The sequence below is a fragment of the Erythrobacter sp. genome (genome assembly GCA_019739335.1).
In the GTDB taxonomy this organism is placed as follows: Bacteria; Pseudomonadota; Alphaproteobacteria; order Sphingomonadales; family Sphingomonadaceae; genus Alteraurantiacibacter.
Genome location: CP073261.1, coordinates 429,491 through 455,372 on the forward strand (window position 1 = coordinate 429,491; position 25,882 = coordinate 455,372).

At 65.6% G+C, this 25,882-nt stretch carries 22 protein-coding genes and 1 tRNA gene; all 23 read right to left on the minus strand.

Annotation, left to right across the window (positions count from 1 at the left end; translation table 11 throughout):
* Positions 1-31 precede the first annotated feature (31 nt).
* The 23 genes from obgE to JY451_02245 all read right to left on the minus strand — a co-directional run bounded on the left by obgE (position 32) and on the right by JY451_02245 (position 25,682).
* Positions 32-1,102, minus strand: a complete 1,071-nt coding sequence (gene obgE, locus JY451_02135; protein ID QZH75440.1) for a GTPase ObgE — start codon at positions 1,100-1,102, stop codon at positions 32-34.
* Positions 1,103-1,450: 348 nt separating this feature from the next.
* Positions 1,451-1,526: transfer RNA gene (locus JY451_02140), tRNA-Ala, on the minus strand.
* Between the two features lie 116 nt (positions 1,527-1,642).
* On the minus strand, positions 1,643-2,542 hold the full coding sequence (locus JY451_02145; GenBank protein ID QZH75441.1) for a hypothetical protein: 900 nt from the start codon (positions 2,540-2,542) through the stop codon (positions 1,643-1,645).
* A gap of 162 nt (positions 2,543-2,704) precedes the next feature.
* Positions 2,705-3,481, minus strand: a complete 777-nt coding sequence (locus tag JY451_02150; protein QZH75442.1) for a Bax inhibitor-1/YccA family protein — start codon at positions 3,479-3,481, stop codon at positions 2,705-2,707.
* Between the two features lie 128 nt (positions 3,482-3,609).
* Positions 3,610-4,410, minus strand: a complete 801-nt coding sequence (locus JY451_02155; protein ID QZH75443.1) for a pyrroline-5-carboxylate reductase — start codon at positions 4,408-4,410, stop codon at positions 3,610-3,612.
* Between the two features lie 10 nt (positions 4,411-4,420).
* Complete coding sequence (locus JY451_02160) at positions 4,421-4,927, minus strand: YbjN domain-containing protein (protein ID QZH75444.1); 507 nt, start codon at positions 4,925-4,927, stop codon at positions 4,421-4,423.
* A 169-nt stretch (positions 4,928-5,096) separates the two neighbouring features.
* Positions 5,097-6,635, minus strand: coding sequence for a tetratricopeptide repeat protein (locus JY451_02165; GenBank protein ID QZH75445.1), 1,539 nt, complete (start codon positions 6,633-6,635; stop codon positions 5,097-5,099).
* A 127-nt stretch (positions 6,636-6,762) separates the two neighbouring features.
* Entirely contained in the window at positions 6,763-8,421 is a 1,659-nt protein-coding gene (ftsZ, locus tag JY451_02170) for a cell division protein FtsZ (protein QZH75446.1), read from the minus strand.
* A 97-nt stretch (positions 8,422-8,518) separates the two neighbouring features.
* Positions 8,519-9,820, minus strand: coding sequence for a cell division protein FtsA (gene ftsA, locus JY451_02175; protein QZH75447.1), 1,302 nt, complete (start codon positions 9,818-9,820; stop codon positions 8,519-8,521).
* Positions 9,820-10,731, minus strand: coding sequence for an FtsQ-type POTRA domain-containing protein (locus JY451_02180; GenBank protein ID QZH75448.1), 912 nt, complete (start codon positions 10,729-10,731; stop codon positions 9,820-9,822). The genes ftsA and JY451_02180 overlap by 1 nt, the downstream gene beginning before the upstream one ends.
* Positions 10,731-11,693 (minus strand): D-alanine--D-alanine ligase, encoded by a 963-nt coding sequence (locus JY451_02185; protein ID QZH75449.1) that lies wholly within the window; start codon positions 11,691-11,693, stop codon positions 10,731-10,733. The genes JY451_02180 and JY451_02185 overlap by 1 nt, the downstream gene beginning before the upstream one ends.
* Complete coding sequence (murB, locus tag JY451_02190; GenBank protein QZH76510.1) at positions 11,693-12,628, minus strand: UDP-N-acetylmuramate dehydrogenase; 936 nt, start codon at positions 12,626-12,628, stop codon at positions 11,693-11,695. The genes JY451_02185 and murB overlap by 1 nt, the downstream gene beginning before the upstream one ends.
* Before the next feature lie 17 nt (positions 12,629-12,645).
* Entirely contained in the window at positions 12,646-14,079 is a 1,434-nt protein-coding gene (locus JY451_02195) for a UDP-N-acetylmuramate--L-alanine ligase (protein QZH75450.1), read from the minus strand.
* On the minus strand, positions 14,076-15,269 hold the full coding sequence (murG, locus tag JY451_02200; GenBank protein ID QZH75451.1) for an undecaprenyldiphospho-muramoylpentapeptide beta-N-acetylglucosaminyltransferase: 1,194 nt from the start codon (positions 15,267-15,269) through the stop codon (positions 14,076-14,078). Before murG ends, JY451_02195 begins: the two co-directional genes overlap by 4 nt.
* The gene (locus JY451_02205) at positions 15,266-16,498 is read right to left on the minus strand and encodes an FtsW/RodA/SpoVE family cell cycle protein (GenBank protein QZH75452.1); all 1,233 of its coding nucleotides are present in this window, start codon (positions 16,496-16,498) and stop codon (positions 15,266-15,268) included. Before JY451_02205 ends, murG begins: the two co-directional genes overlap by 4 nt.
* On the minus strand, positions 16,495-17,799 hold the full coding sequence (locus tag JY451_02210; GenBank protein ID QZH75453.1) for a UDP-N-acetylmuramoyl-L-alanine--D-glutamate ligase: 1,305 nt from the start codon (positions 17,797-17,799) through the stop codon (positions 16,495-16,497). Before JY451_02210 ends, JY451_02205 begins: the two co-directional genes overlap by 4 nt.
* Before the next feature lie 100 nt (positions 17,800-17,899).
* A complete protein-coding gene (locus tag JY451_02215) occupies positions 17,900-18,970 on the minus strand; it encodes a phospho-N-acetylmuramoyl-pentapeptide-transferase (protein QZH75454.1) in 1,071 nt (356 codons plus the stop codon).
* 24 nt (positions 18,971-18,994) lie between these two features.
* On the minus strand, positions 18,995-20,452 hold the full coding sequence (locus JY451_02220) for a UDP-N-acetylmuramoyl-tripeptide--D-alanyl-D-alanine ligase (protein ID QZH75455.1): 1,458 nt from the start codon (positions 20,450-20,452) through the stop codon (positions 18,995-18,997).
* Positions 20,449-21,921, minus strand: coding sequence for a UDP-N-acetylmuramoyl-L-alanyl-D-glutamate--2,6-diaminopimelate ligase (locus tag JY451_02225; protein QZH75456.1), 1,473 nt, complete (start codon positions 21,919-21,921; stop codon positions 20,449-20,451). Before JY451_02225 ends, JY451_02220 begins: the two co-directional genes overlap by 4 nt.
* Positions 21,921-23,684, minus strand: coding sequence for a penicillin-binding protein 2 (locus JY451_02230; GenBank protein QZH75457.1), 1,764 nt, complete (start codon positions 23,682-23,684; stop codon positions 21,921-21,923). The genes JY451_02225 and JY451_02230 overlap by 1 nt, the downstream gene beginning before the upstream one ends.
* Positions 23,681-24,235 (minus strand): hypothetical protein, encoded by a 555-nt coding sequence (locus tag JY451_02235; GenBank protein QZH75458.1) that lies wholly within the window; start codon positions 24,233-24,235, stop codon positions 23,681-23,683. The genes JY451_02230 and JY451_02235 overlap by 4 nt, the downstream gene beginning before the upstream one ends.
* Positions 24,232-25,182: a 16S rRNA (cytosine(1402)-N(4))-methyltransferase RsmH gene (gene rsmH, locus JY451_02240; protein QZH75459.1), complete on the minus strand. Its 951-nt coding sequence runs from the start codon at positions 25,180-25,182 to the stop codon at positions 24,232-24,234. Before rsmH ends, JY451_02235 begins: the two co-directional genes overlap by 4 nt.
* Positions 25,179-25,682: a division/cell wall cluster transcriptional repressor MraZ gene (locus tag JY451_02245; GenBank protein ID QZH75460.1), complete on the minus strand. Its 504-nt coding sequence runs from the start codon at positions 25,680-25,682 to the stop codon at positions 25,179-25,181. The genes rsmH and JY451_02245 overlap by 4 nt, the downstream gene beginning before the upstream one ends.
* Positions 25,683-25,882: the final 200 nt, after the last annotated feature.

Here is a 25,882-nt window from a genome sequence, read left to right on the forward strand (position 1 = left end):
CTGCGCGCGGCCAGTCCTGCCGGGCGCGTGGTCACAGCGGCGACCACGGCTTTTCCTCGGCCGGTGCTTCGACATCGCCGTCCTGCGGAATTGTACCGGGTTGTTCGGTCACCGTGCGATCGGGCAGAAAGGCGAGCACCGCGTCCATCAGTGCGGGAATGCCGGCCCCGGTTGCACCGGAGACGGGGTATACGGCCTCTGCCCCAGCCTGCTTCAACTCCTCGCTGAAAGCCGCAGCCAGTTCGGCATCGGCCAAGTCGATCTTGTTCAGCGCCACCAGTCGCGGCTTGTCTTCCAGCCCCTCGCCGTAAGCTGCAAGTTCGGCTTCGACCACCCGCATGGCTTCGACGGGGTCCTCGCCCTGGATATCGACCAGATGCAGCAGCACCCGACAGCGTTCGATATGGCCAAGGAACCGGTCGCCAATACCCGCCCCGTCCGCCGCGCCTTCGATCAGCCCGGGAATATCCGCCAGCACGAATTCGCGGCCCTTGTGGTTCACTACCCCAAGCTTGGGGACCAGCGTGGTGAAGGCATAGTCCCCCACCTTGGCCCCGGCGTTGGAAACAGCATTGATAAAAGTGGACTTGCCAGCATTGGGCAGGCCGACGAGGCCGACATCGGCGAGCAGCTTCAGCCGCAGCCAGACCCACATTTCCTCGCCCGGCATCCCGATCTGGTGCTGGCGCGGCGCGCGGTTGGTGGACGTCTTGTATGAGGCATTGCCGCGCCCGCCGATCCCGCCTTCGAGAATAACCTCGCGCTGGCCGACATGGGTGAAGTCGAACAGCACCTCTTCCTTGTCTTCGGAAATGACCTGCGTGCCCACTGGCACTTCGATCACCAGGTCTTCGGACCCGGCGCCATAGCGATCGCGACCCATGCCGTGGCCGCCGCGCTTGGCCTTGAAATGCTGGGTGTAGCGAAAGTCGATCAGGGTATTGAGGCCGGGCACCGCGACCATCACGATGTCTCCGCCCTTGCCCCCGTTTCCGCCGTCCGGCCCACCGTATTCGACATACTTTTCCCGCCGGAAGCTGACCGCTCCGGGGCCGCCGGGGCCGCTCTTCAGGAAGACTTTTGCTTGATCTAGGAAATGCATGGGTGCGCCTTAGAGTATTTTTTCGTTTCATGCACCCGCCTCCGCGGTTGCGTCCTCGAAGTTCGTTTGCTTCATGCTCGCCCGTCCGGGCGAGCGTCCTCGGTGCTATTCCCTCCGCCGGGGCTTCGCTCCGGCTGCGGGGCACCTGCGGGCGGACGTTCGGCCTTGCGGGCTTTCAGCCCGTGACAACCCTACCCGCTGAGTTCCAAACGGTCGCACCGCGATCGCAAGGGCGACCGCCCGCCCGGACCGGCCCCGTAGCGCAGCGAAGGGAACAGCCGGGAGGACGCTGGCGCGGAGGCGCCAGCGAAAAGCAAACCAACCAGTGTTCGACGGAACGGGGAACACTGGTGGAGCCGAGCGGGATCGAACCGCTGACCTCGTCATTGCGAACGACGCGCTCTCCCAACTGAGCTACGGCCCCGTTCCAGTGTCCTAACTCACAGTCATCAGCGCCCGGCGCGATCCCATGAAGGCGCGGCTCTTAGCGAGAGACGCGGCAGCATGGAAGGGGGAATCTTGCCCCGGGAAGTGCCAGACCTAATCGGACCCGGTCGGCAGCGGCTGCACCACCGGGGTGCCTGACGTCTCCTGATCCACAGGAATGATCGGGATGGTTGCTCCGGTATCCTGATCCGGCACCACGACAGGATCGCTCGGCATCAGTCCGGTCGTGTCCACTCCCGCCGCCATCTGCTGCGCCCGGTTGCCATAGATCGCCACCCAGCCGGGCTGCGACGCGCCATAGCGCGAACCATACCGCGCATCCCAGTCCGCCGAGGCGACCTGATAGGCTTCATAGGCGGTGTAAAACTGCTCGAAAGCGGCCTCGTAGCGTTGCAACCCGGTGGTGGCGAACAGCCGGAAATCCTCCGGCGGATTGTTGACATACTCGTTGGCGATCGCGAGCGCTGTAGCGCAGAAACTGCTGCGCGCGGGTGGCGAGGCGAAGTAGTTGTAAAGTTCCGTCGTATAGGTCTCGCGTGCAAGCAGAGCATTGCGGCGATTGCCGGAATGTTGCGAGCGGTAGCTCGCGTCGATCGCATTGTTGATCCGCGTCAGAAGGCTCGCGTTCTGACGTAACATGAGCGCGTAGCCATCGAGGATCGGCTGATCGATGTCGCGCGTGCAGTTCAGCGCGGCAACGTTCCAGCCGGCACGGAAGTGCCATACAGCTTCGTCTTCGCCCAGCAGGGTATTGATCGTTTGCCGCACGCCAAAGGCATCCTTGGCCGGAATATCCATCGCATAGGCGGCCTGCGGAGGCGGCAGCGGGCGATAGGGGATCGCTTCTACCACCGGGGCTGGCGGCGGGGGAGGCGGTGGCGGCGGTGGGGGCGGCGGTGGCGGTGTAACACAGGCGGCAAGCAGCGCCAGCGCGGTGCCAGCCACAACGGCCCTGGCGGCAATTTTGCGGATGGTAATCGGCGGGTTGGTCATAAAGCGCGCAAATCCTCTCGCCGGGGAGTATTCCCCGCTGTGCGTGTATACGGCCTGACTAGCCTGCTGGCTGCGCAAAGAAAATGCCCGGAGTGCAGATTTGCACCCCGGGCACGTTCAGGCGAATCCCATGCGCGACCAATCGAGTCGCGGGAAGCTGCCCTATTCGCGGGCGGCGCCCATAAAGCGCAGCAGGAACAGGAACATATTGATGAAATCAAGGTACAGGCTGAGAGCCCCCATGATCACCATCTTGCCCATCGGATAGGCCGCAGCCACCGCGGGATTGGTCATCTTCATTTGCGAAATCGCCAGGTATTCCTGCTTCAGCCGCTGGGTATCGTAGGCCGTAAGGCCCGCAAACACCAGCACACCGATGAAGCTAACGGCCCACATCAACGCCTCGGACTGGAGGAACATGTTGATGACGCTGGCGATGATCAGGCCGATTACGCCCATGATCAGGAAGCTACCCCAACCCGACAGATCTTTCTGCGTGGTGTAACCGAACAGGCTTAGACCCGCGAAGGCACCAGCCGTGGCGAAGAAGGTCGCGGCGATCGAACCGCCGGTATAGACCAGGAAGATGGTCGAGAGCGAAAGCCCCATCAGCACCGCAAAGCCCCAGAACAGAGCCTGCAAGGTGCCGGTCGAGAACTTGTCCCGCCCAAAGCTCATCGCGAAGACGATCGCCAGCGGCGAAAGCGCCACCAGCCACATCATCGGCCCCTGCGCGAACTGGATCGCCAGTCCCGAACGGGCAGTGAGCATTGCCACAACACCAGTAAGCAGAACGGCCGAGGCCATGTAGTTGTAAATCGAAAGCATGTGCTTGCGCAGGCCGGCGTCGAAGGTCGTACGGCCAGCGACATCACCCGTCTGGCTCGGCGACACCCCGAGACCCGCGCGGGTCACACGGTCGTCGTTCCAATTTGCCATGTTTTCAAAACTCCTTTTGCCGATCACACCAATATGGATCGGAATAGCTGCAATATCGGCATATTTGCGCAATTTTCAAGAGAAACCGGGGGCGAACAAGGCGGTTCCGCGTTAACCGTGAAAAGGGCTCAATCGCGAGCCTCGCGGGCCATTTCCACACTGCGATCACGCGCTGCGCGCAAGGTCTTGGTGATGAGCTGGGTCAGCGCCTCGCCTTCATCCAGCACATCCAGACCCTTTCGCGTCACCCCGCCTGGGCTGGCGACCATGTCCGCAAGCCTCCCGGGAGAGTGCTCCGAACGTGCTGCCAGTGCTGTCGCGCCCTCGGTCATGGCAATCGCCAGTTCGCGCGCCTGTTCCTCCGGCAGGCCGAGCCTTACCGCCGCTGCGCCCAGCGCTTCGATGAAGCGGTAGACAAAGGCCGGACCGCTGCCCGCCAGCGCGGTAACCAGATCAAACTTGTCTTCGCTCACCCAGGCAGGCGTGCCGAGAGGGGTCATCAATTCCAGCAGTGCCTCACGACGCGCATCGTCGCGCTCCTCCGCCACCAGCGCCACCGGCGATTTGCCGAGCGCGCAGGCCAGATTGGGCATCACCCGCACGAGTCCTCCGGCTGTCGGAAAGCATTCACGAAGGGTTTCCAGTTGCACTCCGGCGAGCACCGAGAAAACATCGGTCCCGTCGCCCGCAACCCCTTGCAGGGTAGGCGCAATTGCGACCAGCATATGTGGCTTGAAGCCTAATACCACAGCATCGAAATGCCGGCCTTCGGGCAGTTCGCGCAACAGTTCGACATCGCCGGGTACGCTCTCCCGCGTTGGAGTGACCACGGTGAAGACGGACTTGGGAAGACCTCCCGCAAGCCAGCCTTCCAACATCGCCCCGGCCATGTTGCCGCAACCAACAATCAGTATCGATTCGTACCCCATCGCGCTGTGCTTACGCCTCTCCGGCGGCATCCACCAGTGCCGCGTCAAGTGCCTCTCGGGGGCCCTTGTCGCCCCACAGCACGAACTGGAAGGCAGGATAGAAGCGATCGCATTCGGCTACGGCAGTGTCTATGGCGAGTTGCGCCATGTCGAGGCTTAGCAGCCCTTCGTCGCCGAGCATAAGGCCGTGTCGATAAAGCAGCATGCCTCCCTGCGACCAGATGTCGAAATGGCCGAGCCAGAGCTGTTCGTTGATCAGCGCCAGCAACTCGTAGGCGACTCTGCGTTTTTCCTCTCCCACCCGAATCTCCGGCAGGCAGAGCAATTGCAGCACGTGGTCCTCACGCCGCCAGATCGCCCGGAGCTGGTAAGTGGTCCAACTCCCCGGAATCTCGACTGAAACCTCGTCTTCCGAAACTTGCTCGCATTCCCACCCATGCGCTTCGAACAGCGCAGTGAGCATTTCCACCGGAGCGGCATCTTCTGACGATTCCATCGTTGCGCGGTCGGCAATCATCGGGCGGAGAGGGCTGTGCTGGTCATGCCGGGCTTAATGCGTCGGCAAGCATAATAGGTGCAATCGGCACGGCTCAAACGATCGGGCAAAACTCATCTGGGCTGTTTACAAGGTGTGCAAAACTGCACCGAGACCGCGTGAAACTGCCTCAAGCGGACGCACAATCGGTTCAATCGATCGCGCGCACTTCCTCGCCAGCAGTGCTGGTGAAGCGGAAGGCATCGACGCCGACTGCGCCCAACTGGGTGACAAACTGATCCGCCGCGCGCGCCGACTCGAACGGACCGGTCAGCAGTCGATTCGCCTGGTTCCAGCGCGCGGTGTAGGCCTCGCGGCCATCCAGCAAACCGTCGGCGCTGCGACCTATCCGCCGCCAGTCGAATCGGAAGGCGGCAACATCCTGTCCGGTTGCTACCTGCACCCAATGGCGACTGGGATGCGCGGGCGGCGGCGGCGGTGCTGGCGGAGGAGGCGGAGCTTCGCGGGCGGGGGTGATGGCAGTGATATCCACCGCGCCTGCTGCCGGAGCCACCGGCAGGCCATCGCCGGGCAAAGTGAACTCGGCGAAGGCTTCGGCGAGATCGAGAGGCTCTTCGACGGGTTCGGGCGAATTCGAGATCGAGAAGGAGGGCCTGGCCTCTGCTGTCGCCGCGGGTCCGGGGACCACCTCATCCAGAGCGGCAACGACGACAGGTTCGGCCGTCGCTTCGGACTGTACTGCGGGCGGCGCTACCGCTTCTCCGGCGAGCGCGGCGGCAAGCACCGGTTCGGGCGGACGGGCAGGCGGCGGAGGAACCTGCGTGGCTGCTACCAGCGCGGGCAGTTCCCCACCGCTTGCGGGGACCGCAGGCGGCGTAGCCTGCACGACCTCGGTGGAAACCGGCGGACCCAATGGCTCGCCGCTCGGAGTCAAACGATCGGTGCCGGCATTCCCGGACGGTGAGGCGGGCTCCTGCACATCGTCGCCCATCGCCATCACCTGAGCCGAATCACGCCCGATATCTGCGGCAGGCGGGAAACGCCCGAGATTGGCTGCGGCCGCCTGCTGCGCGCGCGTCAGGCGCGGCATGTAGCGCAGGTAGGGCGCCAGCCGCCCGGAGAGGCGCGGCGGCAGCATGGTTTCGGCAATCGTCACGGCCTCGTCATCCTGGCCCAGGATGGCGAGCGCAAAAGCGCGGCTGCGATAGGCACTGCGATCCTGCCGTTGCAGCAAGGGCAGCAGTGTTGCTTCGGACGCCGGCCCGTCGCCCGACATGGCATAGGAAAGCGCCAATCGCCGGATAACCTCGTCGCTCTCCTCGCGCGAGAGGGCCTGACGGTAGAGGCGCTGGGCACGGGCATTGTTGCCCACCAGATCATAGGCCAGTCCTCGTTCGCCGGCGTAGCGCGAGAGTGAAGCACCGGCAGCACTGGCGTTGTCGAACAGTTGGACCGCAATCGCGCCTTCACCCCGGCGAACCGCCACCAGCGCCAAGCCGGTGAGGACTGCCTCGTCTTCCGGGCGCTGTGCCTGGGCGCGGCTAAAGAAGCCGAGAGCAGCCTGAATATCGTTGAGTGCAAGCGAGGCATACCCCGCATCGATCAGTGCGCTGACACTGTCCGGATTGCGCGACAGCCGCCGCAAGGCATCGCTGAGTGCTTCGTTCTCGGGACCGGGCACAGACTGCACCACTTCCTGCGCGACTGCGGGCAGAGGAGCACTGGCCAAAGCCACAAGCGCGGAGGAAACAAGGAGACAAGCAATAGGGCGCGAACAATTCATATGCCGCGCCCTATAGCGAATTCACTGAACCGGGCGAGAACGGATTCCACCCGAAATCGACAGGACGTGGCGACTACTGGTTGTTCTGCCGACCAAGGAAGCGCGGAATCCGCATGGAGCCGCCATCGTCGTCCCCGTCATCATCGTCGTCGCCTTCGTCGCCCTTACCCTGTCGCGAGAGGTTGGCCATGCGTTCGAACAGTGTACTGCCTCCGCCCGAAGGCGGAGCTGCTGGTGCCGGAGCAGGCGGCGCGGGTTCAGCGCTGGCCGAAGCTTCACCGCCACTTTCGCCCTGTGAAGCCGCCGCCGCGCCCAGCATCCGCGCGCGCCTCCCGCCCATTCCCGGCTGAACCGCTTCGTCGGCTTCCACCAATCGGTTCGCATCGAGAAGCAGTTCGTCGTCAGCGTCACCCTCTTCGGTCGTGGTTGGCTGATCGGCACTGTCTTCCATCGGCGCAGTCAGGGTGAAGGCAAGATCGTCGTCTTCCTCGCCTTCATCCGCGCCGTAGCCATCATCGGCATCCGTGCCGAAAGCGGAGTCGTCCGCCGCATCGGGCATTGGCTTCGAATGCGTCCCGCTCTCGCTGGCTTCCGTAACGGAAGTGGAATCGTCCGCGCTCTCTTCCATCGCGCCGAGATCGAGAGTGTCCTCCTCTTCGACGGGATCCGCCGCAGGAATGGCCGCCGGGATCGGCATCACCGGGCGCGACGGCCCGCGCGAGGCCGACAGATCGAGCGTACGCGAGGCGGATTCGGGATATTCGGCGCTCTGGTCGATGCCGGTAGCGACTACCGAAACGCGGATCTTGCCATCGAGATCGGGATTGAAGGCGCTGCCCCAGATAATGTTGGCTTCCGGGTCCACCAGCTCGCGGATGTGGTTCGCCGCTTCGTCCACTTCGAGCAGCTTCATGTCCTCGCCGCCGATGATCGAGATGATCACGCCGCGCGCGCCCTGCATCGACACCCCGTCGAGCAACGGGTTGGCGATGGCGCGTTCGGCGGCTTCGAGCGCGCGATTGTCGCCCTCGCCCTCGCCGGTGCCCATCATCGCCTTGCCCATTTCTCCCATCACCGAACGCACGTCGGCAAAGTCGAGATTGATGAGGCCCGGCATCACCATCAGATCGGTGATCGAGCGGACGCCCTGTTGCAGCACCTCGTCGGCGAGCATGAAGGCTTCCTTGAACGTGGTATCGGCCTTGGCCACCAGGAACAGGTTCTGGTTCGGGATGACGATGAGCGTGTCGACGTTCTTCTGCAGTTCGTCGATGCCGTTTTCGGCAGCGCGCATCCGCCGGGTGCCTTCGAACAGGAACGGCTTGGTGACCACGCCGACCGTGAGGATGCCTTTGTCCCGCGCCACCTTGGCGATCACCGGAGCCGCACCGGTTCCGGTGCCGCCGCCCATGCCCGCCGCGATGAAGACCATGTTCACGCCTTCCAGCGCACGCTCGATTTCCTCGGTAGTCTCTTCCGCCGCCGCGCGCCCGACTTCGGGCCGCGATCCGGCGCCCAGTCCCTGGGTAATATCCGGGCCGAGCTGAATGCGGTGTTCCGCCGATGACGTGTTGAGCGCCTGCGCGTCGGTATTGGCGACGATGAAGTCGACACCTTCGATTTCCGCATCGATCATGTTGGAAATGGCGTTGCCGCCCGCCCCGCCCACACCGATCACGGTGATGCGCGGACGAAGTTCCTCCACCGAAGGCGGGCCGATATTGATGCTCATTGTGTCGTTTCCCCAAGGAGAGGCTGGAATGCAATTGGACAAGACCATGCCACAAAGCGAATCACAGGGTTAATGGTTGGCCGTATAGTATCCACAGCTAGAAATATTCCTTCATCGCACCCCATACGCGCAACAGCGTATCGACCGGCCCGTAGGATGTGGTGCGGGTGAAGCGCGATCCGACCGAGCGGATGTCGATCGGATCCGCTGCCGCGTAGAGCACCAACCCCGCGAGCGTGGCGAAACCGGGGGTGGTATGCGCTTCGGGCAGGCCCTTCAGCGCCAGTGGCTTGCCGATCCGGACTGGCACACCCAGCGTACTCTGGGCATAGTCCGCGAGCCCGGCCAGCTCCGCCCCGCCGCCGGTAATGACCACCTGCCGCGCGCGCGATCCGGGCTGGCCACCGGCAAAGCCCATGTTCTCCAGCGCCCGCCCGATATCGCGCATCATCAGATCGAGTTCGCCGGTGATGACGGTGATCAGTTCGGCGCGCGGCACCTGATTACGATCGTCCGCCCCGCGCGCGACCGGGCCGCGCCCTTCCTCGCCCGGCGCGGTGACCGAAATCATCTCGCGGTGATCGGACTTGCTCGCCATTGCCGAACCGTTGACGCATTTCAGCCGTTCGGCCTGGAAACGGCGAATCGAGAAGGCCGATGCGATGGCGTCTGTAATATCGCCCGATCCGCGCGGGATCGCCGTCAGCCCCACCAGCCGCCCGGCCGCATAGACCGCGACATTGGTCACTTCGCCGCCGAATTCCACCATCGCCACGCCCAGATCGCGCTCTTCGGCGGTCAGGCAGGCGTAGCCGGTGGCGAGCGGCGAGGCGACCACGCCCTCGACATCGAAATGCGCGTTCTGCACCGCTTCGGTGACATTGCGGATCGGCGCGCCGTCCGCCAGCATCACGTGGATATCCACGCCCAGCCGTTCGGCGTGCAGCCCCTTGGGATTGGCCACGCCGTGCGCGCCATCGAGGAAATAGCAGGCGGGTTGCGCGTGGAGCACAGAGCGTCCGTCGGGTTGGATGGTATCGCGCGCTGCCACCAGCAGCGTCTCGATATCCTCTTCCTCGATCCGGCGGCCGCCGATGCCGATTTCAACCGGGCGTATCTCGCTCGCCAGCCCCGCACCCGAACAGCCGATCCATACGCTTTCGACATTGGTCCCGGCCAGCTTCTCGGCCCGGTCAAGCGCGTCGCGCGCAGCATGGGTAGCGGCGGCCATGTCCACCACGTAGCCGCGCGAAATGCCCTGACTGGCGCGGTGGCCGCTGCCGAGCACCTGCATTTCGCCGTTCTCGGTAATCGCGGCAATGATCGCAGAGACCCGGAACGAGCCGATATTCACCGCGCCAAATACACGCGCGATGCGTTGATGCTGCGGCATAGCCATCAGCTGTCCTCCCCCATTGCCAGTTCTTCTGCCTCGGCCCGGCCCGGCACGCTCATGTACATGCGCGGCGCATTGCGCATATCGAAGCTGGCGGCCTGCCCGCCGATCAGCCGGTGCACGCCATCGGCCTGCGCAAAGCTGATCAGTGCGGCGGCCGATTTTTCCTCGCCTTCGGGCAAGGCAAGCCGCTGGCCGGTGGCGAAGGTGAGATTCCAGCGCCGGTTCCCCACCCATTCGGCACCCGTCACCTGCGATTGCAGCGCGGGCGCAGCGTCGAGCAGCGCGGTCAGGTCTTCCACCCGGTCCTGCGCGCCGGGGCCTTCGATCAGCAGGTAGTCCTCCGCCGCATTGCGGGCGATGGGTTCGAGTTCGACCCCGGTGGGATCGATCAGCATCAGCCGGTCGGGCCGGGCGAGCACGGCATGCGGCTGGCGCTCGATGATGTCGACGATCAGCGTGGCGGGCAGCTGGCGCGACACACGCGCGTCCTGCACCCACGGCAGTTCCATCAGTTCTGCCCGCAGGGCCTGCATATCCACCCGCGTCATCGCCAGATCCTGCTGGCCGAGCGCGCGTTCATAGACAGCCATTTCGTTCATCCGCTCGGTGCCGGTTACCTGCACATTGGCCACACGGTATCCGGCGTTGGAGGCGATGTGCGCGACGCGGTCGGAAATAACTGCACTCGCGCCGGAGACATTGGCGATGAACAGCGCCAGCGCCACGCCGCTGCCCAGGATCAGCACCATGAACGCCTTGTGCAGCTGGCTTTCGGTGAACGGCAGCAGGGCCAACGCGCGCCACAGCCACGAACTGCCGGTGCTGCGCGCCTGCCGCACGCGGCGACTGGTGCCCTGCGCGCGGGCTTGCCGCCGGACGCCGGGGGTCTTGCGGGTGACGGTGCGCGCCATCAGCCGAGTTTCCCGAAGCGGCGCCCAAAACGCCGGAGCGCCTCTTCGACGATCATTTCGCACAGCTGCGGATATTCGATCCCGCAATGGCGCGCTTGTTCGGGAACAAGGCTGAGCGGGGTCATTCCTGGCTGAGTGTTGGTTTCAAGCACGAACAGCCCCTCCTCCCCGCGTTCGTCATCCCAGCGGAAATCGGTGCGGCTGGTGCCGTGGCAACCGAGCACCCGGTGGGCGCGGACGGCATATTCGCGGCAGAGGGCGGCGATGTTCTCGGGGATCTGCGCGGGGAAGATGTGCTGGGTCTTGCCGTCGGTATACTTGTTCTCGAAATCGTAGAAGCCGCTGGCGACGATCAGTTCGGTGACCCCCAGTGCCCGCGTGCCCTCCGCCGTGTCGATCACCGCCGCGGTCAGTTCGCGCCCGCGGATGTATGGCTCGGCAAGCAGGCTTTCGAACTGCTGCCAAGGCCCCCTGGCATCGCGGGCAATCGGGTTGCCGCAATTGCTTCCGTCCGTGACGATGGCAACGCCGACGCTGCTGCCTTCGTTGACCGGCTTCAGCACATAGGGCCGCGCGATGGGATCGCCGGTGTACAGCTCTTCCGAACGCACCACCCGCCCGCCGGGCATCGGCACGCCGTGAGGGACGAGCGCCTGCTTGGTCAGTTCCTTGTCGATCGCGACCACCGAGGTGGCGAGGCCCGAATGGGTATAGGGAATCCCCATCAGGTCGAGCATCCCCTGCACCGTGCCGTCTTCCCCCGGCACCCCGTGCAGCGCGTTGAACACCACGTCAGGCGCCGCCTCGGCAATCCGCGCGGCAACGTCCCGCTCCATGTCGAGCCGGGTGACGCGGTGGCCAAGGCTTTCGAGCGCATCGGCGACGCCTTTGCCGCTCATTAGCGAGACCGGGCGTTCATTCGCCCAGCCGCCCATCAGGACGAGGATGTGCAAGCGATCCATCACGGCCTACCCACCCGCTTGATTTCCCATTCGAGTGCCACGCCGGTCGCATCCGACACGCGGCGGCGCACTTCTTCGCCCAGCAGTTCGATATCGGCGCTGCTCGCCTCGCCGGTGTTGATCAGGAAATTGCAATGCTTCTCGCTCACCTGCGCTCCGCCCAGTGACAGTCCTCGACAGCCTGCTTCTTCGACCAGCTGCCACGCCTTCTTCCCTTCAGGGTTTTTGAAAGTCGATCCGCCGGTCTTGGTCCGCAAAGGCTGCGAATTCTCGCGTTCGGCGGCGATCCGGTCCATTTCCGCGCCGATTACCTTGGGATCGCCCGGAACGCCCTTGAACCGTGCGGCGACGACGATCGCGCCATCGGGCAGGCGCGAATGGCGGTACGAATAGTTGAGATCGGACACCGGAATGTTCACGCAGTTCCCATCGGCCATGACCACGTCGCAATCGACCAGAATGTCGGCCACCTCGCGCCCGTAGGCACCGCCGTTCATGCGCACGAAGCCGCCCACTGTGCCGGGAATGCCGCGGAGGAATTCCAGCCCGGCAATCCCGGCATCGCGTGCCGCCGAGGCCACGAGAATGCCCGGAGCACCGCCGCCGCATTCGATCACTTGATCGCGCTTCACTTCGACACTCGAAAACGCCTTGCCCAGCCGCACCACCACGCCGGGCACCCCGCCATCGCGGATGATGAGATTGGAGCCGAGCCCCAGCGCCATCACCGGGGTTTCGGGTTCTAGGCGGGAGAGGAAAGAGGTCAGGTCTTCGAGATCGGCAGGTTCGAACAGCCAGTCCGCAGACCCGCCGCTCTTGAACCACACCAGCTTCGCCAGCGGAGCATTGCCCGTCAGGTCGCCGCGGACGCCCCTCGGCACATGGCCGCCGGCGGTCGCCTCGTGGTCCGATCCGGGAGCCGGCTGGGCGCGCATCTGTTCGTCGGGCTGGATCATGCCGCAGTCCCTGCGCGCAGGCGTTCGACTTCGCCAGCAAGCCCCGCTGCCCACTTGGTAATGTCGCCCGCGCCGAGGCACACCACCATGTCGCCGGGGACCAGCACGCTGCTCAGCTTCTCGGCCAGATCGGCAGCGCCGGTAACGGTCTCTGCGTGACGATGGCCGCGCGCCTTCAGCCCGGCGACCAGCGCGTGCTCGTCCACCCCGGCGATGGGCTCTTCCCCCGCGGTATAGACCGACGCGGCATAGACGAGGTCGGCGTCCGAGAATGCGCCCTGGAAATCGGCCAGCAGGTCGCGCAGGCGCGTGAAACGATGCGGCTGCGCCACCGCGATCACCCGCCCGCTCGCCGCCTCGCGTGCGGCGGAAAGCACCGCGCGGATTTCCACCGGATGGTGCGCGTAATCGTCGATCACCCGCACATCGGGGGCACCAAAAGTCGTGATCGTGCCCACATGGGTGAACCGCCGCCGCACCCCGCCGAAGCGGGCAAAGCCGGAGCGGATCGTTTCCGCGCCGCAGCCCATTTCCAGCGCCACGGCAATCGCCGCGCAGGCGTTCTGGACATTGTGCCGACCCGGCATCGGCAATTCGATCCCGTCGATCCGCGTCTCGGTGCCGTCACGGTCGGTCTGCACCGCGTCGAAGCGGGAGACGCCGCCGGAAGCGACGACGTTCTCGGCGCGCACATCGGCATGGGGAGAAAAGCCGTAGGTAATCACCCGCCGGTCGCGCACCTTGGCGATGACATTGCGCACTTCGTCATGATCGAGGCACAGCACCGCCGCGCCATAGAAGGGCACGTTCTCGATGAATTCGAGGAAGGCGTCCTTCACCTTGTCGAAGCTGCCGTAGTGATCGAGATGTTCGGGATCGATATTGGTGACCACGGCAATGGTGCCGTCCAATCGCAGGAAGCTGCCGTCGCTCTCGTCGGCTTCCACCACCATCCAGTCGCTCGCGCCAAGCCGTGCGTTGGAACCGTAGCTTTCGATGATCCCGCCGTTGATCACGGTAGGGTCCACCCCGCCTGCATCGAGAAGCGCGGCGATCATGCTGGTAGTGGTCGTCTTCCCGTGCGTGCCCGCCACCGCCACGGTCCGCTTCAGACGCATCAGTTCGGCGAGCATTTCCGCGCGGCGCACCACCGGAATGCGATTGTCGAGCGCGGCGGCGACTTCGGGATTGGTGCGGCGCACGGCGGTGGAGGTGACCACCACGGCGGCATCACCAAGGTTCGCCGCATCGTGACCGATGCTCACCTTGATCCCGCTCGCCCGCAGAGCCTCGATCCGCGCGCTTTCGGCAATATCGCTGCCCTGAACGCGATATCCCAGATTGTGCATCACTTCGGCAATGCCCGACATGCCGATCCCGCCGATCCCGACGAAATGGATCGTGCCGATATCGGTGCCGACGCCCTTCATTGCGCTGCATCCCGCGCCGCGCCCTCGGCGGCGGCTTCCTGCGACGCCCCACGCGCATTGTTTTCGCCGACGCGGATCACATCCATCATGTCCGCCCCGCCGAAGCTTTCAACTAGGTCGGCCAGATCGCTCGCCGCCTTGGGTCGTCCGCAGTTCCACGCCGCATGCGCAGCAGTCGCCAGCGATTCCGGGCGTTGCGCCATGGCGTTGATCTGCTTGGCCAGTTCCTTGGCCTCGAAGCGCGACTGGCGGATCGAGCGCGCCCCGCCCGCCTTGACCATTTCGCGGGTATTCGCGGCCTGGTGATCGTCGGTGGCGATGGGCAGTGGCACGAGGATCGCCGGTCGGCCCACGGCGGTCAGTTCGGCAATCGTCGAAGCGCCTGCGCGGCCAATGAACAGGTGCGCGTCGGCGAGCGTGGCCGCCATATCCTCGAAATAGGTCGCCAGCTCGGCGGGAATATCGTGGTTGGCATAGCGAGAACGCACCGCTTCCATATCCTCCGGGCGGCACTGCTGCGTCACCTGCAAGCGGCTGCGCAGCGCGGGCGAGAGCATCGACAGGCCATCGGGCACCACTTCGGAAAGCACCCGCGCGCCCTGACTGCCGCCGGTCACCAGCACGCGGAACAGCCCGTCCTCGGTGAAGGCGGGAAAGGGTTCATCGCGCAGGGCCAGCACCGCGTGACGCACCGGATTGCCGACGAGGTGGGTCTTTTCGAGATGGGCGGGCTTCAGCCGTTCGACATCGGGATAGGCAGTGGCAATCGCGTTCACGCCGCCCGCCAGCAGGCGGTTTACCCGGCCCAGCACCGCGTTCTGTTCGTGGATCACGGTGGCAATCCCCGCCGACTTCGCGCCCAGCAGCGCAGGCAAAGCGGGATAGCCGCCGAAGCCGATCACAGCACTCGGCTGGAACGTCTCGTACAGCCGCTTGGCCATGGAGCGGCCCTTGAGCACGGCGGAAATGGCGGCGAACCAGCGCAGCGGGTTCTTGCCGAAGCGTCCGGCGGGCAGCACGTGGGCGGTGAGGAAATCGGGCTTGCCGGGGATCGCGGCGCCACGCTCATCGGTGATCAGCGCCACGTGATGCCCGCGCCGTTCCAGTTCCTGCGCCAGCGCAAACGCGGGCGTGAGGTGCCCTCCGGTGCCCCCGGCGGCCAGCACGAAATGGCGCGAGGATGCGGTCATAGCGATTCTTCCTTCTCGAACGAGGCGCGAATATCGAACGGCTCGCGATCGAGATAGGGGTTGCGCCGCGTCACCGCCAGCAGCAGCCCGACGGTGAGGCAGATCGCCAGCGTGGACGATCCGCCGTAGCTCACCAGCGGCAGCGTCATCCCCTTGCTGGGGAAGAGCTGGAGATTGACGAGGATGTTGATGAAGGCCTGCCCGCCGAACAGCGCGGTAAGGCCGCTGGCGGCGAGGATGATGTACAGCCGGTCCTCCTCCACCATACGGATCAGCACCCGCAGCACGATGGCGAGATAGAGCAGCACCACTACGCCGCAGACCAGCAGGCCGAGTTCCTCGCCGATCACCGAGAAGATGTAATCGGTATGCGCTTCGGGCAGGCGCAGCTTGTGCTGGCCGAGCCAGAAGCCGCTCCCGGTCCACCCGCCGCCCTGCAAGGTGCGGCTGGCGAGATCGACATGATCGTAGGCGGTCGGCCCGCCGAGGAAATCGTCGATGCGGTTGCGGGCATTGTCGTAGAACAGGTAGGCGGCGAGCATCCCGGCAAAGCCGATCCCGGTCAGCATCCCGATGCGTTGCAGGGGCAGGCCCGCCAGCAGCACCATCACGAACCACGCGCCGATGAACAGGATCGCCCCGCCAAGGTCAGGCTGGGCCATCATCAGCAGCACGATCAGCCCGACGATGGCTCCGGTCGCGCCGATTACCGGCAAGCGCGGATCGCGCAGCTTCCAGCTCAGGATCCACGCCATGCTCATCGCGAAGGCGGGCTTCATGAATTCGCTGGGCTGCAAGGACATGCCGAGATTGAGCCAGCGGCGCGCGCCGTTGATCTCGCTGCCCACAAACGGCACCAGCACCATCGCAAACAGCATCGCGCCAGCCAGCAGGATCGAGCCGCGCCGCAGCAGGTTGACGGGCAGCATCGAGGTGCCGACCATCACGGCGAGGCCGAGCAATTGCAGGCGGATGTGCGACCAGAAGAAGTACAGGTCCGGCAGGGTCTCGGTAGTGGTGGACAGGCGGCGCGCGCTGGCGGGCGAGGCGGCGGCGACGGCCAGCGTGCCGACCAGCATCAGCAGGACGACGAACAGCAGCAGCCAGCGATCGACCTCGCGCCACCAGACGCGCAGGTCGCGCTTCCAGTCGCGGTTGGCGCGCGGGCCACGCGGTGCGGAGTCACGCTCGCCCGGGCGCGGGATGTAGATGCCGCCGCCGTTGCTCATGCTTCGTCGCCTTCCCGCTCGGCAAGTCCGCAGCAGGCGCGATCGCCGCCGCAGCCCAGTTCGGCCACCAGTTCGCGGAAGGTATCGCCGCGCACTTCGTAGTCGCGGAACTGGTCGAAGCTGGCGCAGGCGGGGCTGAGCATCACCACGTCGCCTTCGCGCGCGTTCTCCACCGCGCGGCGCACCGCTTCGGGCAGCAGCTCGCAGCGTTCGACCGGCATGTGCGGTTCGAGCAGGTCGGCAAACAGCGGGCCAGCTTCACCGATGGTGTAGGCACAGGCGACATTGCCGTAGTGCGGGGCGCAATCGTCGAGATTGTCTTCCTTGGGCAAGCCGCCGCAAATCCAGTGCAGCCGCTTGCGCCCGTCCGTCTGCGGCGGCCAGGCAGCGAGCGCGGGAGCGGTGGAAGCGGGGTTGGTGGCCTTGGAATCGTTGATGAACAGCACGCCCTTGCTGGTGGCGACCCGCTCCATCCGGTGCGGGAGGCCGGGGTAGGTTGCAAGTGCAGATACGGCCTCTGAGCGTTCGACCTTCAAGGCGTGTGCGATAAACAGCGCGGCTGCTGCGTTTTGCGCATTGTGAGGCCCTTGGAGCGCCGGTGCATCTGCTAGCGAGGTCGGCCAGTTGCCCTCGGCTCCCAAACATTCCGCCCACGCATTCGTTGGCGACTGCATCGCGTGGAGTCGCCGCTTTGACGCGGAATAGGCCTCAAAACTATAGTCATACCGATCCAGATGATCCGGCGTCACATTCAACAACACCGCCACATCGCAATCGAGCGTGAACGTCAGGTCGATCTGGTAGCTCGACAGCTCCAGCACATAGACCCCGCCTTCGGGAAGAGGCTCCTGCGCCAGGATCGGCAGGCCGATGTTGCCGCCCATCAGTGCAGGCACGCCCGCCTGCATCAGGATATGCGTCACCAGCGCGGTGGTGGTGCTCTTGCCGTTGGTGCCGGTGATGCCGACGACCTTGTGCCTTGGCAGGTCCGCACGGGCCTGCGCGAACAGTTCGATATCGCCGATGATCGGCACCCCTGCCGCCCGCGCGCGGGGCACCAGCGGGTGGGTGTTGAGCGGCACGCCGGGGGAAACCACGATCGCCTCGAACCCCGACAGGTCGATTTCCATCGGATCGCCCAGCGTCACCCTGCCCGCCAGCTCCTCGCGCGGTTCCTCGCGCCGGTCCCACGCGGTCACCTGCGCCCCGCTCGCCAGCAGGCTCTCGACCGCCGCCATGCCCGAGCGCGCCAGCCCCATCACGCAGTAGCGTCTCCCGGCAAAGGCGCGCGAAGTGATCATTTCCGCCCCATCCGAGCCCCCGCGAAGGCGGGGGTCTCCGCGCCTGGAGGCACGAGATCCCCGCCTGCGCGGGGAATCAGTGAGGACCGGCGAACCTGCATCACCGCAGCTTCAGCGTCGAAAGGCCGATCACGGCAAGGACGATGGCGATGATCCAGAAGCGGATCACCACGGTGCTTTCCTTCCAGCCGAGCTGTTCGAAATGGTGGTGGATCGGGGCCATGCGGAACACCCGCCGCCCGGTCCGCTTGAACCAGAACACCTGGATGATGACGCTGACGGCTTCGAGCACGAACAGCCCGCCAACGATGCCGAGCACGATCTCGTGATGGCTGGCCACTGCGATCGCGCCCAGTCCGCCGCCGAGCGCCAGCGAACCGGTATCGCCCATGAACACCGCTGCTGGCGGCGCGTTGAACCACAGGAAGGCGAGCCCGGCGCCCATGATGGCCGCGCACATGATCGCCAGTTCGCCCGCGCCCGGCACGTGCGGAATGCCCAGATATTCGGAAAAGTCGGCGCGCCCCACCAGGTAGCAGATCAGCAGGAACGCCCCTGCGGCGATCACCACCGGCATGGTCGCCAGCCCGTCCAGCCCGTCGGTCAGGTTCACCGCATTGCCCGCGCCAACGATCACGAAGGCGGCAAACACGTAATAGAACCAGCCCAGCGGCACATATTCATTGAACACGAACGGCACGTACAGATTGGTATTGATTTCGCTGACGATCAGCCAGCTCGCCACCCCTGCCACAACGAATTCGGCCAGCAGCCGCACCTTCGCCGAGACGCCCTTGTGGCTGCGCTTGGTCACCTTGTCGTAATCGTCGAGGAAGCCGATCAGCCCGAAACCGACGGTGACGGCGAGGCAGGCCCAGACGAACGGGCTGGCAAGATCCATCCACAACAGCATCGAAATGGTGAGCGAAGTCAGGATCATCAGCCCGCCCATCGTCGGCGTGCCGACCTTGGCCTGGTGGCTCTGCGGGCCGTCGCTGCGGATCGGTTGGCCCTTGCCCTGCCGCACGCGCAGCATATTGATGAAGCGCGGCCCGATCACCAGCCCGATCAGCAGCGCGGTCATCATCGCAGCACCGGCGCGGAAGGTCTGATACCGGATCAGGTTCAGCAGGCCTTCGAACTCAAACATCTGGGCGAAGAAATACAGCATGGGGGTGCGCGTCAGCCTTCCGTGTCAGGTCTCTTTGGCGGCGAAATGTTCGACCACGCGCGCAAGCCCCACAGAATTGGAACCCTTGACCAGCACCGCGTCTCCGCCCGCCAGTCCGAATTCCTGCAACGCCGCGATCGCCTCGCCCGCATTGTCGCAATGGGCAAAGCGCAAGGCGTTGCCAAGCGTATCGCGCGGAAGTTTCCCCATCTCCCGCGCGAGGGCAAGCATTTCCGGGCCGACCAGCACGGCGAAATCGACCCCGGCCTCGACAATGGGAGCGGCAAGTTGCGCATGGAAGCCGGCGGCAAAGTCGCCCAGTTCCTTCATGCTGCCGAGCACGGCCACCCGGCGGCTGGCAGGCGTCTGCCCCAGTTGCGCAAGCGTGGCGCGCATCGAGGCCGGATTGGCATTGTAGCTCTCGTCGATCAGCAGCGCATGGCCGCCGGGCACTTTCACCCGCAGCCGCGCGCCCCGGCCCTTGAGCCCGCCCATTTCCGCCAGCGCCAAGCCCGCCGCGCCAAGGTCGCCCCCGGCGGCATGGACCGCAGCCATCACGCAGAGCGAATTGTCGATCCAGTGCTCGCCCGGTTCGGCAACGGTATAGACCAGCCCGATGGCGCCCATGCAGGCAGTGACGAGCGAGCCGCCATCGCCCTGCGGGATGGCATCGAGCAGGCGCATGTCGGCATGGCGGCTGCGGCCGAAGGAAAGCACCTTGGCCCCTTGGGCCACTGCGGCATCGCGCAATTGTTCGAAATGCTCGCTGTCGGCGGGGATGACAGCCGTGCCGCCCTTTTCCAGCCCGGCGAAAATTTCCGCCTTGGCCGCCGCGATGGCCTCCATGTTGCCGAGGTTCTCGATATGCGCGGGGGCAATCGTGGTCACGACGGCGACATGCGGGCGCACCTGCGCGGTCAGTCCGGCGATTTCGCCCGCGTGATTCATCCCCATTTCGAACACGCCGAAGCGGCTGCGCGCCGCCATCCGTGACAGGCTGAGCGGCACTCCGACGTGGTTGTTGTAGCTGCGGATCGAGCGGTGCGAGGCGCCCCGGCTGGCGCGTTCGAGCGCGGAGAAGATCGCTTCCTTCACCCCGGTCTTGCCGACCGATCCGGTGACGCCGACGATGCGCGCCGAAGTGCGGGCGCGCGCCGCCTTAGCCAGCGCGTGCAGCGCGGCGGTGGTATCGGCCACCAGCACGTGCGGATAATCGACCGGGCGATCGACAATCGTGGCTGCCGCACCGTTGCGGAAGGCGGCGTCGAGGAAGCGGTGGCCATCCATCGCTTCGCCCTTGAGCGGAACGAACAGATCGCCAGCCACCACATCGCGGCTGTCCATTTCGACACCGCTGACCTGGAAGTCCTCACTTGCAGTCCCGCCGGTCGCTTCGGCGATCTCCTGCGCGGTCCACAGCGCGAGCCGCAGCGCGTCGGTCTTCAGGCGCGGCCAGCGCAGGGTCTGGGCGAGCGCGCTCATCGTCCGTCGCCCCCGGCCAGTGCAGCAGCGCATTCGCGCGCCACGGTCACGTCATCGAAGGGCAGCACGCGCATATTCTCTCCCGATCCCACAATCTGTCCCTGTTCGTGGCCCTTGCCCGCGATCAGCACGATATCGTCCTTGCCCGCTTCGGCGATAGCGGCGGCAATGGCATCGCGCCGCCCGCCGACTTCGCGCGCGCCTTGCGCTCCGGCCAATACTTCGGCGCGGATCGTTGCGGCATCTTCTCCGCGCGGATTATCGTCGGTGATAATGACAAGGTCACTACCGGCCATTGCCGCTTCGCCCATCGGCACGCGCTTGCCCCGGTCCCGGTCCCCGCCCGCGCCGAACACGGTTATGAGGCGGCCCGCCACATGCGGACGCAGCGCGGCAATCGCGGCGGTCAGCGCGTCGGGCGTGTGCGCGTAGTCGACATAGACCGGCGCGCCGCTCTGCGCGATGACCGCGCGTTCGAGCCGCCCGCGCACGGGTTGCAAGCGCGAGAGCGCGTCGAGCACCTGCGCCGGATCGCCGCCTGTTGCCAGTACGAGCCCTGCGGCGGTGAGCGCGTTGGCGACCTGATAGGCGCCGATCAGCGGCAGCCGCAGCTTCTGCGTTGTAGGGCCGTAGCTGACGAGCAGGTCTTGCCCGAGTTGCGTCGGCGTGCGCGAGACCAGCCGCAGCTGCTCGCCTTCCGAGCCAACGGTGAAGACCCGTAGGCCCGCTTCCCGCGCAGTGCTTATTGCACGCGCGGACCAAGCATCATCGGCCCAGATCACTGCCGAGCCGTCCTTGTCCACCACTTCGGTGAACAGGCGCATCTTCGCAGCGAAATAGTCGTCCATGTCGGCATGGTAATCGAGGTGGTCGCGAGACAGGTTAGTGAATGCCCCGGCTTTTACCGGCAGTCCCTCGTTGCGATACTGGCTCAGCCCGTGGCTGCTCGCTTCGTAGGCGACATGGGTGACGCCTTCGCGCGCCAGCCCGGTCATGTTGCCGAGGAAAGTGACAATATCAGGCGTGGTGAGTCCGGTGGAAACGCTTTCGTCCGGCGTGGTCACGCCCAGCGTGCCTATGCTGGCGGCGCGGTGGCCGCACATGCGCCATATCTGCCGGGTCATCTCGACCGTGGAGGTCTTGCCATTGGTGCCCGTCACCGCCACCACCACTTCGGGTGTCGGGCGGAAATAGCGCGCGGCCAGTTGCGCGAACAGGCGGCGCGGGATGGTATCGGGGATATGCAGCGCGCCCTCGACCTTGGCTCCGGGTCGGGCGACTATGGCTACAGCTCCCGATGCAATGGCGGCAGGAATGAAGTCCTCCCCGTTCACTACCGTGCCTTCGAACGCGCCGAAGACATTGCCGGGCGCAATCTTGCGGTGATCGATGGCAAAACCGGTGATCGTGGCTTCGCCCGCAGTTCCCGCATCGATCCCGGCGGCGAGGGCAAGTTCGCCCAGCCGCATCAGTGTTCCCCTACCAGCGGCAACAAGTCGGACAGGTCGATGTCACGGGTCGCGTCGGGCATCACGCCCAATTGAGGCCCGATGCGCGGAACCAGCCGCCCGACGATCGGGGCGGCGTTCCATGCAGCCGTGCGCTGGAACGAGCTGGCAATAGTACCCTGCGGCTCATCGAGCATGGCGATGATGACGAAACGCGGGCGATCCATCGGGAAGGCGGCGGCGAAAGTGGAAACCAGCGTGCTGCGGCGATAGCCACCCGCGCCCGGCTTTTCCGCACTGCCCGTCTTGCCACCCACGCGGAAGCCCGGCGCATTGGCATTGCGCCCGGTGCCATAGACCGCGATCATCCGCATCAGCTGGTTCATCCGCGCGCTGGTGCTGGCGCGGAACACCCGGCGGCCGCGGGGGGCCTGCCCCGGCTCGATCCGGTGCAGCGTCGCCGGGCGCCAGATGCCGCCATTGACCATTGCCGCATAAGCGGAGGCGAGATGCAGCGGCGTCACCGCGATACCGTGGCCAAACCCGGCATAGGCGGCCTTGGAAGCGTTCCAGTCGCCGCGCATCCCCAGCGGCGCGCCGCGCGCCGGCAGCTCGATATAGGCGGGCTCCGCCATGCCGAGCTGGGTGAGATATTCGAGCATCCGCGCCCCGCCCACTTCCTGCGCAATCTGCGCCGAAGTGATGTTGGAGGAGTGCATCAGCGTCTGCGGCACGTTGAGCCGCGCGCCGATGGTGTGGCTGTCGCGGATCGGATTGCCCCCCACGATCAACGGCCTATCGGCGGGCCAGGTGCGCCCCAGATCGGTGATTTCCCCGGCATCGATCGCCATAGCCACGGTCAGCGGCTTGAAGGTGGAACCGAGTTCGTAAACCTGGTTGGTCATGCGGTTGAACGAAGCGGGCATTTCTCCCGCCGCCGTGCGGGATTCGGGCAGCACCACGTCCTCGGTCACGACCTGGTTGGGATCGAATTCCGGCATCGAGGCAAGCGCGAGCACTTCGCCGGTATCGACATCGAGCACGATCCCTGCCGCGCCCACCGCGTTGACCGCCAGCATCCCGCTGCGCAATTCGTCTTCCAGCGCGCCCTGCACCCGCATGTCGATCGACAGCGCCACCGGAGTGCCGCGGGTGGCGGGGTTCATCAGTTGTTCGTCGAGCACCTGCTCCATGCCCACGCGGCCATGCCCGTCCGCCGCGACATAGCCGAGCACGTGCGCCGCCATCGACCCCTGCGGATAGTGGCGGTCTTCCTCCTGCGGCAGTTCCAGCGCCAGTTCGCCCAAAGCCATAACCCGGTTGGCATCTTCAGGCAAAACGCGGCGACGGATATAACCGGGACGGCCCGAAGCGAGCTGCTGCTCGACCTCGTAGGCATCGAGATCGGGGAAGATCGCCTTCAGCCCGGCCGCCACTTCGGCGGGCGAGGCGACCAGCGGCGGGCCGCCGTCGCCGCCTTCGGCCATCGCATCGGGATTGTACCACAGCGCATAAGCCGGGAAGGCGCGCGCCAGCGGCACACCGTTGCGATCGGTGATCTCGCCGCGCGGGGGCAGCAGTGCATCCGCCATGCTCTGCTGCGCTGGCCCTGGCTGCACCACGCCAATGAAGGCCAGCTTGACCAGCGCCGCCAGAGCCACGAGCGTGAACACCAAGATCACCAGCAGCAGGCGCAGGCGGGCGACCAGCAGTGCCCGGCGGCGGTGGTCTACCAGCCCGGTCTGCCCGGCAATGATCGCGCGCGGGGCTGCGAGCGAACTCACCTTTGCGTGAATCCGGCCGCGCTGGCGGTGACGGCCTGCGGAAGTCCAGCGATCGGCATCCGAAGCGGCCCTCCGGCCACAGCTATCGTGCCAATGCCATCGCTATCCGATTCGGCTCCGCCCAGAAGGTCGGCATCGACAGGTTCGCCGGTCAGCGGGGATACCAGCCGCGGAAACTCGGGCACATCTTCGCCCGAACGCAGTCCGGCCAGACGGATCGGCGGCGGCGCACCGACTGCGGGCGGCCCACCGAATTGCGCAAGCTCGCGCGGGCCGGCGATGAACTGGTCTGCAGTAGGAGAAGTGAAACCGAAGTCGACCCGGTTCCACGCGGCCAGCTGCACCTGGTTGGCGCGGGTGAGGAATTCCGTCTCGAGCAGCAGCTTCTGTTCTTCCAGCGCGACAATGCGCCGCTCCGCCTGCACCACGTCGGCGTGGACAGCGGTCACCTTGATATGCAGCAGCACATAGAGAGCCGCGCAGAGGCCGAGCGCGGCGAGCCAGCCGATACGACGCAGGCGCGATGGGCCCTGGAGTCCGGAATGGGTCATGCGGCGTTCTCCCGTGCGGGGGCATTGGTGCGAATGGCGGAGCGCAGGGTGGCGGACCGGGCGCGCGGATTGCGCTCGATCTCGGCAGCAGACGGGCGCACTGCCTTGGGTAAAGGCCCGAAGCGCGGAAGGGGAACGACGCGCGCTTCGGGCAGGTGGCGCGAGCTGCGAGGGGTCATGTTCGCGGCATCGCGGAGAAAGGTTTTGACCATCCGGTCTTCGAGGCTGTGGAAGCTGACCACGGCCAGCCGCCCGCCTTCGCGCAGCAGGGCTTCGGCAGCGGAAAGGCCCTGCTCCAGTTCGTCCAGCTCACCATTCACATGGATGCGGATGGCCTGGAAGCTGCGGGTGGCCGGATCCTTGCCCGCACCCGCGCGGTATCCCAGCGCCTTGCGCACCACCTGGGCCAGTTCGCCAGTGGTCGTCAGCGGGCGCGCGGCGACGATGGCGCGGGCAACCCGGCGCGACTGGCGCTCCTCGCCGTAGCGGTAGAGCACGTCAGCAATTTCGTCGGCTTCGGCCGTATTGACGAAATCGGCGGCGGTCGGCCCGGCGCGGCTCATCGTCATGTCGAGCGGGCCATTGCTGGAAAAGGCAAAGCCGCGATCGGCCTGGTCGAGCTGCATCGAGGAGACCCCGATATCCATCGCGATCCCGTCCACCTGCGCAATACCCACCTCGGCCATCCCGGCGACCATTTCGGAGAAGCGGCGCGGGTGGAGCACGAGGCGCGGACTACCCCCCTGCGTCTCGGGCCAGGCGCTGCCCGCTGCAATCGCATCGGGATCGCGGTCGAAAGCATGGACGGTTGCGCCCGCATCAAGCAGCGCGCGGGTGTAGCCGCCCGCGCCGAAAGTCGCGTCGATAATGACATCGCCCGGCTGCGGGGCCAGCGCTTCAAGCACTTCGGCGAGCAGAACGGGAATGTGGGGAGCGGGAGCGGTCACTTGCCTTTCCCCTTTGCCTTCGCGCGCGCATCAGCGGCCATTGCCTTGCAAGCGGCATAGGGACCGGCAAACGGCGCGCCCATCGATCCCAGCTTGTCGAGATCCCACAGGGTGATGAATTCGCCGCCGCCGAGGAAGCAGATGTTGTCGCTGATGTTCACCAAGCCGGGCAAGTGATCGGGCAGGATGAAGCGCCCGCTCTGGTCGAAGCTGGCTTCGGCAAAGCCCCACAGCTGCATCGAGCGGAGATCCCGGTCAAACGCCTCGCCGCGACGGACCGCGTTTTCCTCTTCCTTGTCGAGCAGGTCGGCAAAGCTGTCGGTGCGTGATAATCCGAATGCGCTCAGGCAGGGGTAGCGATCGTGCGGGATCAGGCACAGCACGTTCTCGTCATTGTTGTCGGCAAACACCTTGCGGAACGAAGGCGGCAGGACGAAGCGGTTCTTCTCGCCGCGAAGCGAAAAGCCCTGCCCCCTGTATCCTGCCGGTCGCTGCGACACCTGCCAAACCCCTCAAAACGGTTTCCCGATCGACAAGCCTTTCTCTCCTCCGGAAGCGCACAGGCGCAGCCGGACAACCTCGAACACGAGGCGGGGACTCGATCAGCTTGTCGATGGAATCGGGGAATAACCCGTGCAGACGCGGGATGGAAGGGGAAATTGCGGGAAATTGTGGGACAACGCGATAAATAACTGTTTTC

Excerpts from the sequence above, each read along its gene's own strand:
- obgE (QZH75440.1), bottom strand. The coding sequence starts at position 1,102 with ATGCATTTCCTAGATCAAGCAAAAGTCTTCCTGAAGAGCGGCCCCGGC.
- JY451_02160 (QZH75444.1), bottom strand. The coding sequence starts at position 4,927 with ATGATTGCCGACCGCGCAACGATGGAATCGTCAGAAGATGCCGCTCCG.
- JY451_02210 (QZH75453.1), bottom strand. The coding sequence starts at position 17,799 with ATGATCACTTCGCGCGCCTTTGCCGGGAGACGCTACTGCGTGATGGGG.
- JY451_02215 (QZH75454.1), bottom strand. The coding sequence starts at position 18,970 with ATGCTGTATTTCTTCGCCCAGATGTTTGAGTTCGAAGGCCTGCTGAAC.
- JY451_02155 (QZH75443.1), bottom strand. The coding sequence starts at position 4,410 with ATGGGGTACGAATCGATACTGATTGTTGGTTGCGGCAACATGGCCGGG.
- JY451_02185 (QZH75449.1), bottom strand. The coding sequence starts at position 11,693 with ATGGATCGCTTGCACATCCTCGTCCTGATGGGCGGCTGGGCGAATGAA.
- JY451_02195 (QZH75450.1), bottom strand. The coding sequence starts at position 14,079 with ATGAAGGGCGTCGGCACCGATATCGGCACGATCCATTTCGTCGGGATC.
- ftsA (QZH75447.1), bottom strand. The coding sequence starts at position 9,820 with ATGGCTATGCCGCAGCATCAACGCATCGCGCGTGTATTTGGCGCGGTG.
- JY451_02150 (QZH75442.1), bottom strand. The coding sequence starts at position 3,481 with ATGGCAAATTGGAACGACGACCGTGTGACCCGCGCGGGTCTCGGGGTG.
- JY451_02235 (QZH75458.1), bottom strand. The coding sequence starts at position 24,235 with ATGACCCATTCCGGACTCCAGGGCCCATCGCGCCTGCGTCGTATCGGC.
- murB (QZH76510.1), bottom strand. The coding sequence starts at position 12,628 with ATGCGCGCCCAGCCGGCTCCCGGATCGGACCACGAGGCGACCGCCGGC.
- JY451_02220 (QZH75455.1), bottom strand. The coding sequence starts at position 20,452 with ATGAGCGCGCTCGCCCAGACCCTGCGCTGGCCGCGCCTGAAGACCGAC.
- murG (QZH75451.1), bottom strand. The coding sequence starts at position 15,269 with ATGACCGCATCCTCGCGCCATTTCGTGCTGGCCGCCGGGGGCACCGGA.
- JY451_02180 (QZH75448.1), bottom strand. The coding sequence starts at position 10,731 with ATGGCGCGCACCGTCACCCGCAAGACCCCCGGCGTCCGGCGGCAAGCC.
- JY451_02205 (QZH75452.1), bottom strand. The coding sequence starts at position 16,498 with ATGAGCAACGGCGGCGGCATCTACATCCCGCGCCCGGGCGAGCGTGAC.
- JY451_02225 (QZH75456.1), bottom strand. The coding sequence starts at position 21,921 with ATGCGGCTGGGCGAACTTGCCCTCGCCGCCGGGATCGATGCGGGAACT.
- ftsZ (QZH75446.1), bottom strand. The coding sequence starts at position 8,421 with ATGAGCATCAATATCGGCCCGCCTTCGGTGGAGGAACTTCGTCCGCGC.
- JY451_02145 (QZH75441.1), bottom strand. The coding sequence starts at position 2,542 with ATGACCAACCCGCCGATTACCATCCGCAAAATTGCCGCCAGGGCCGTT.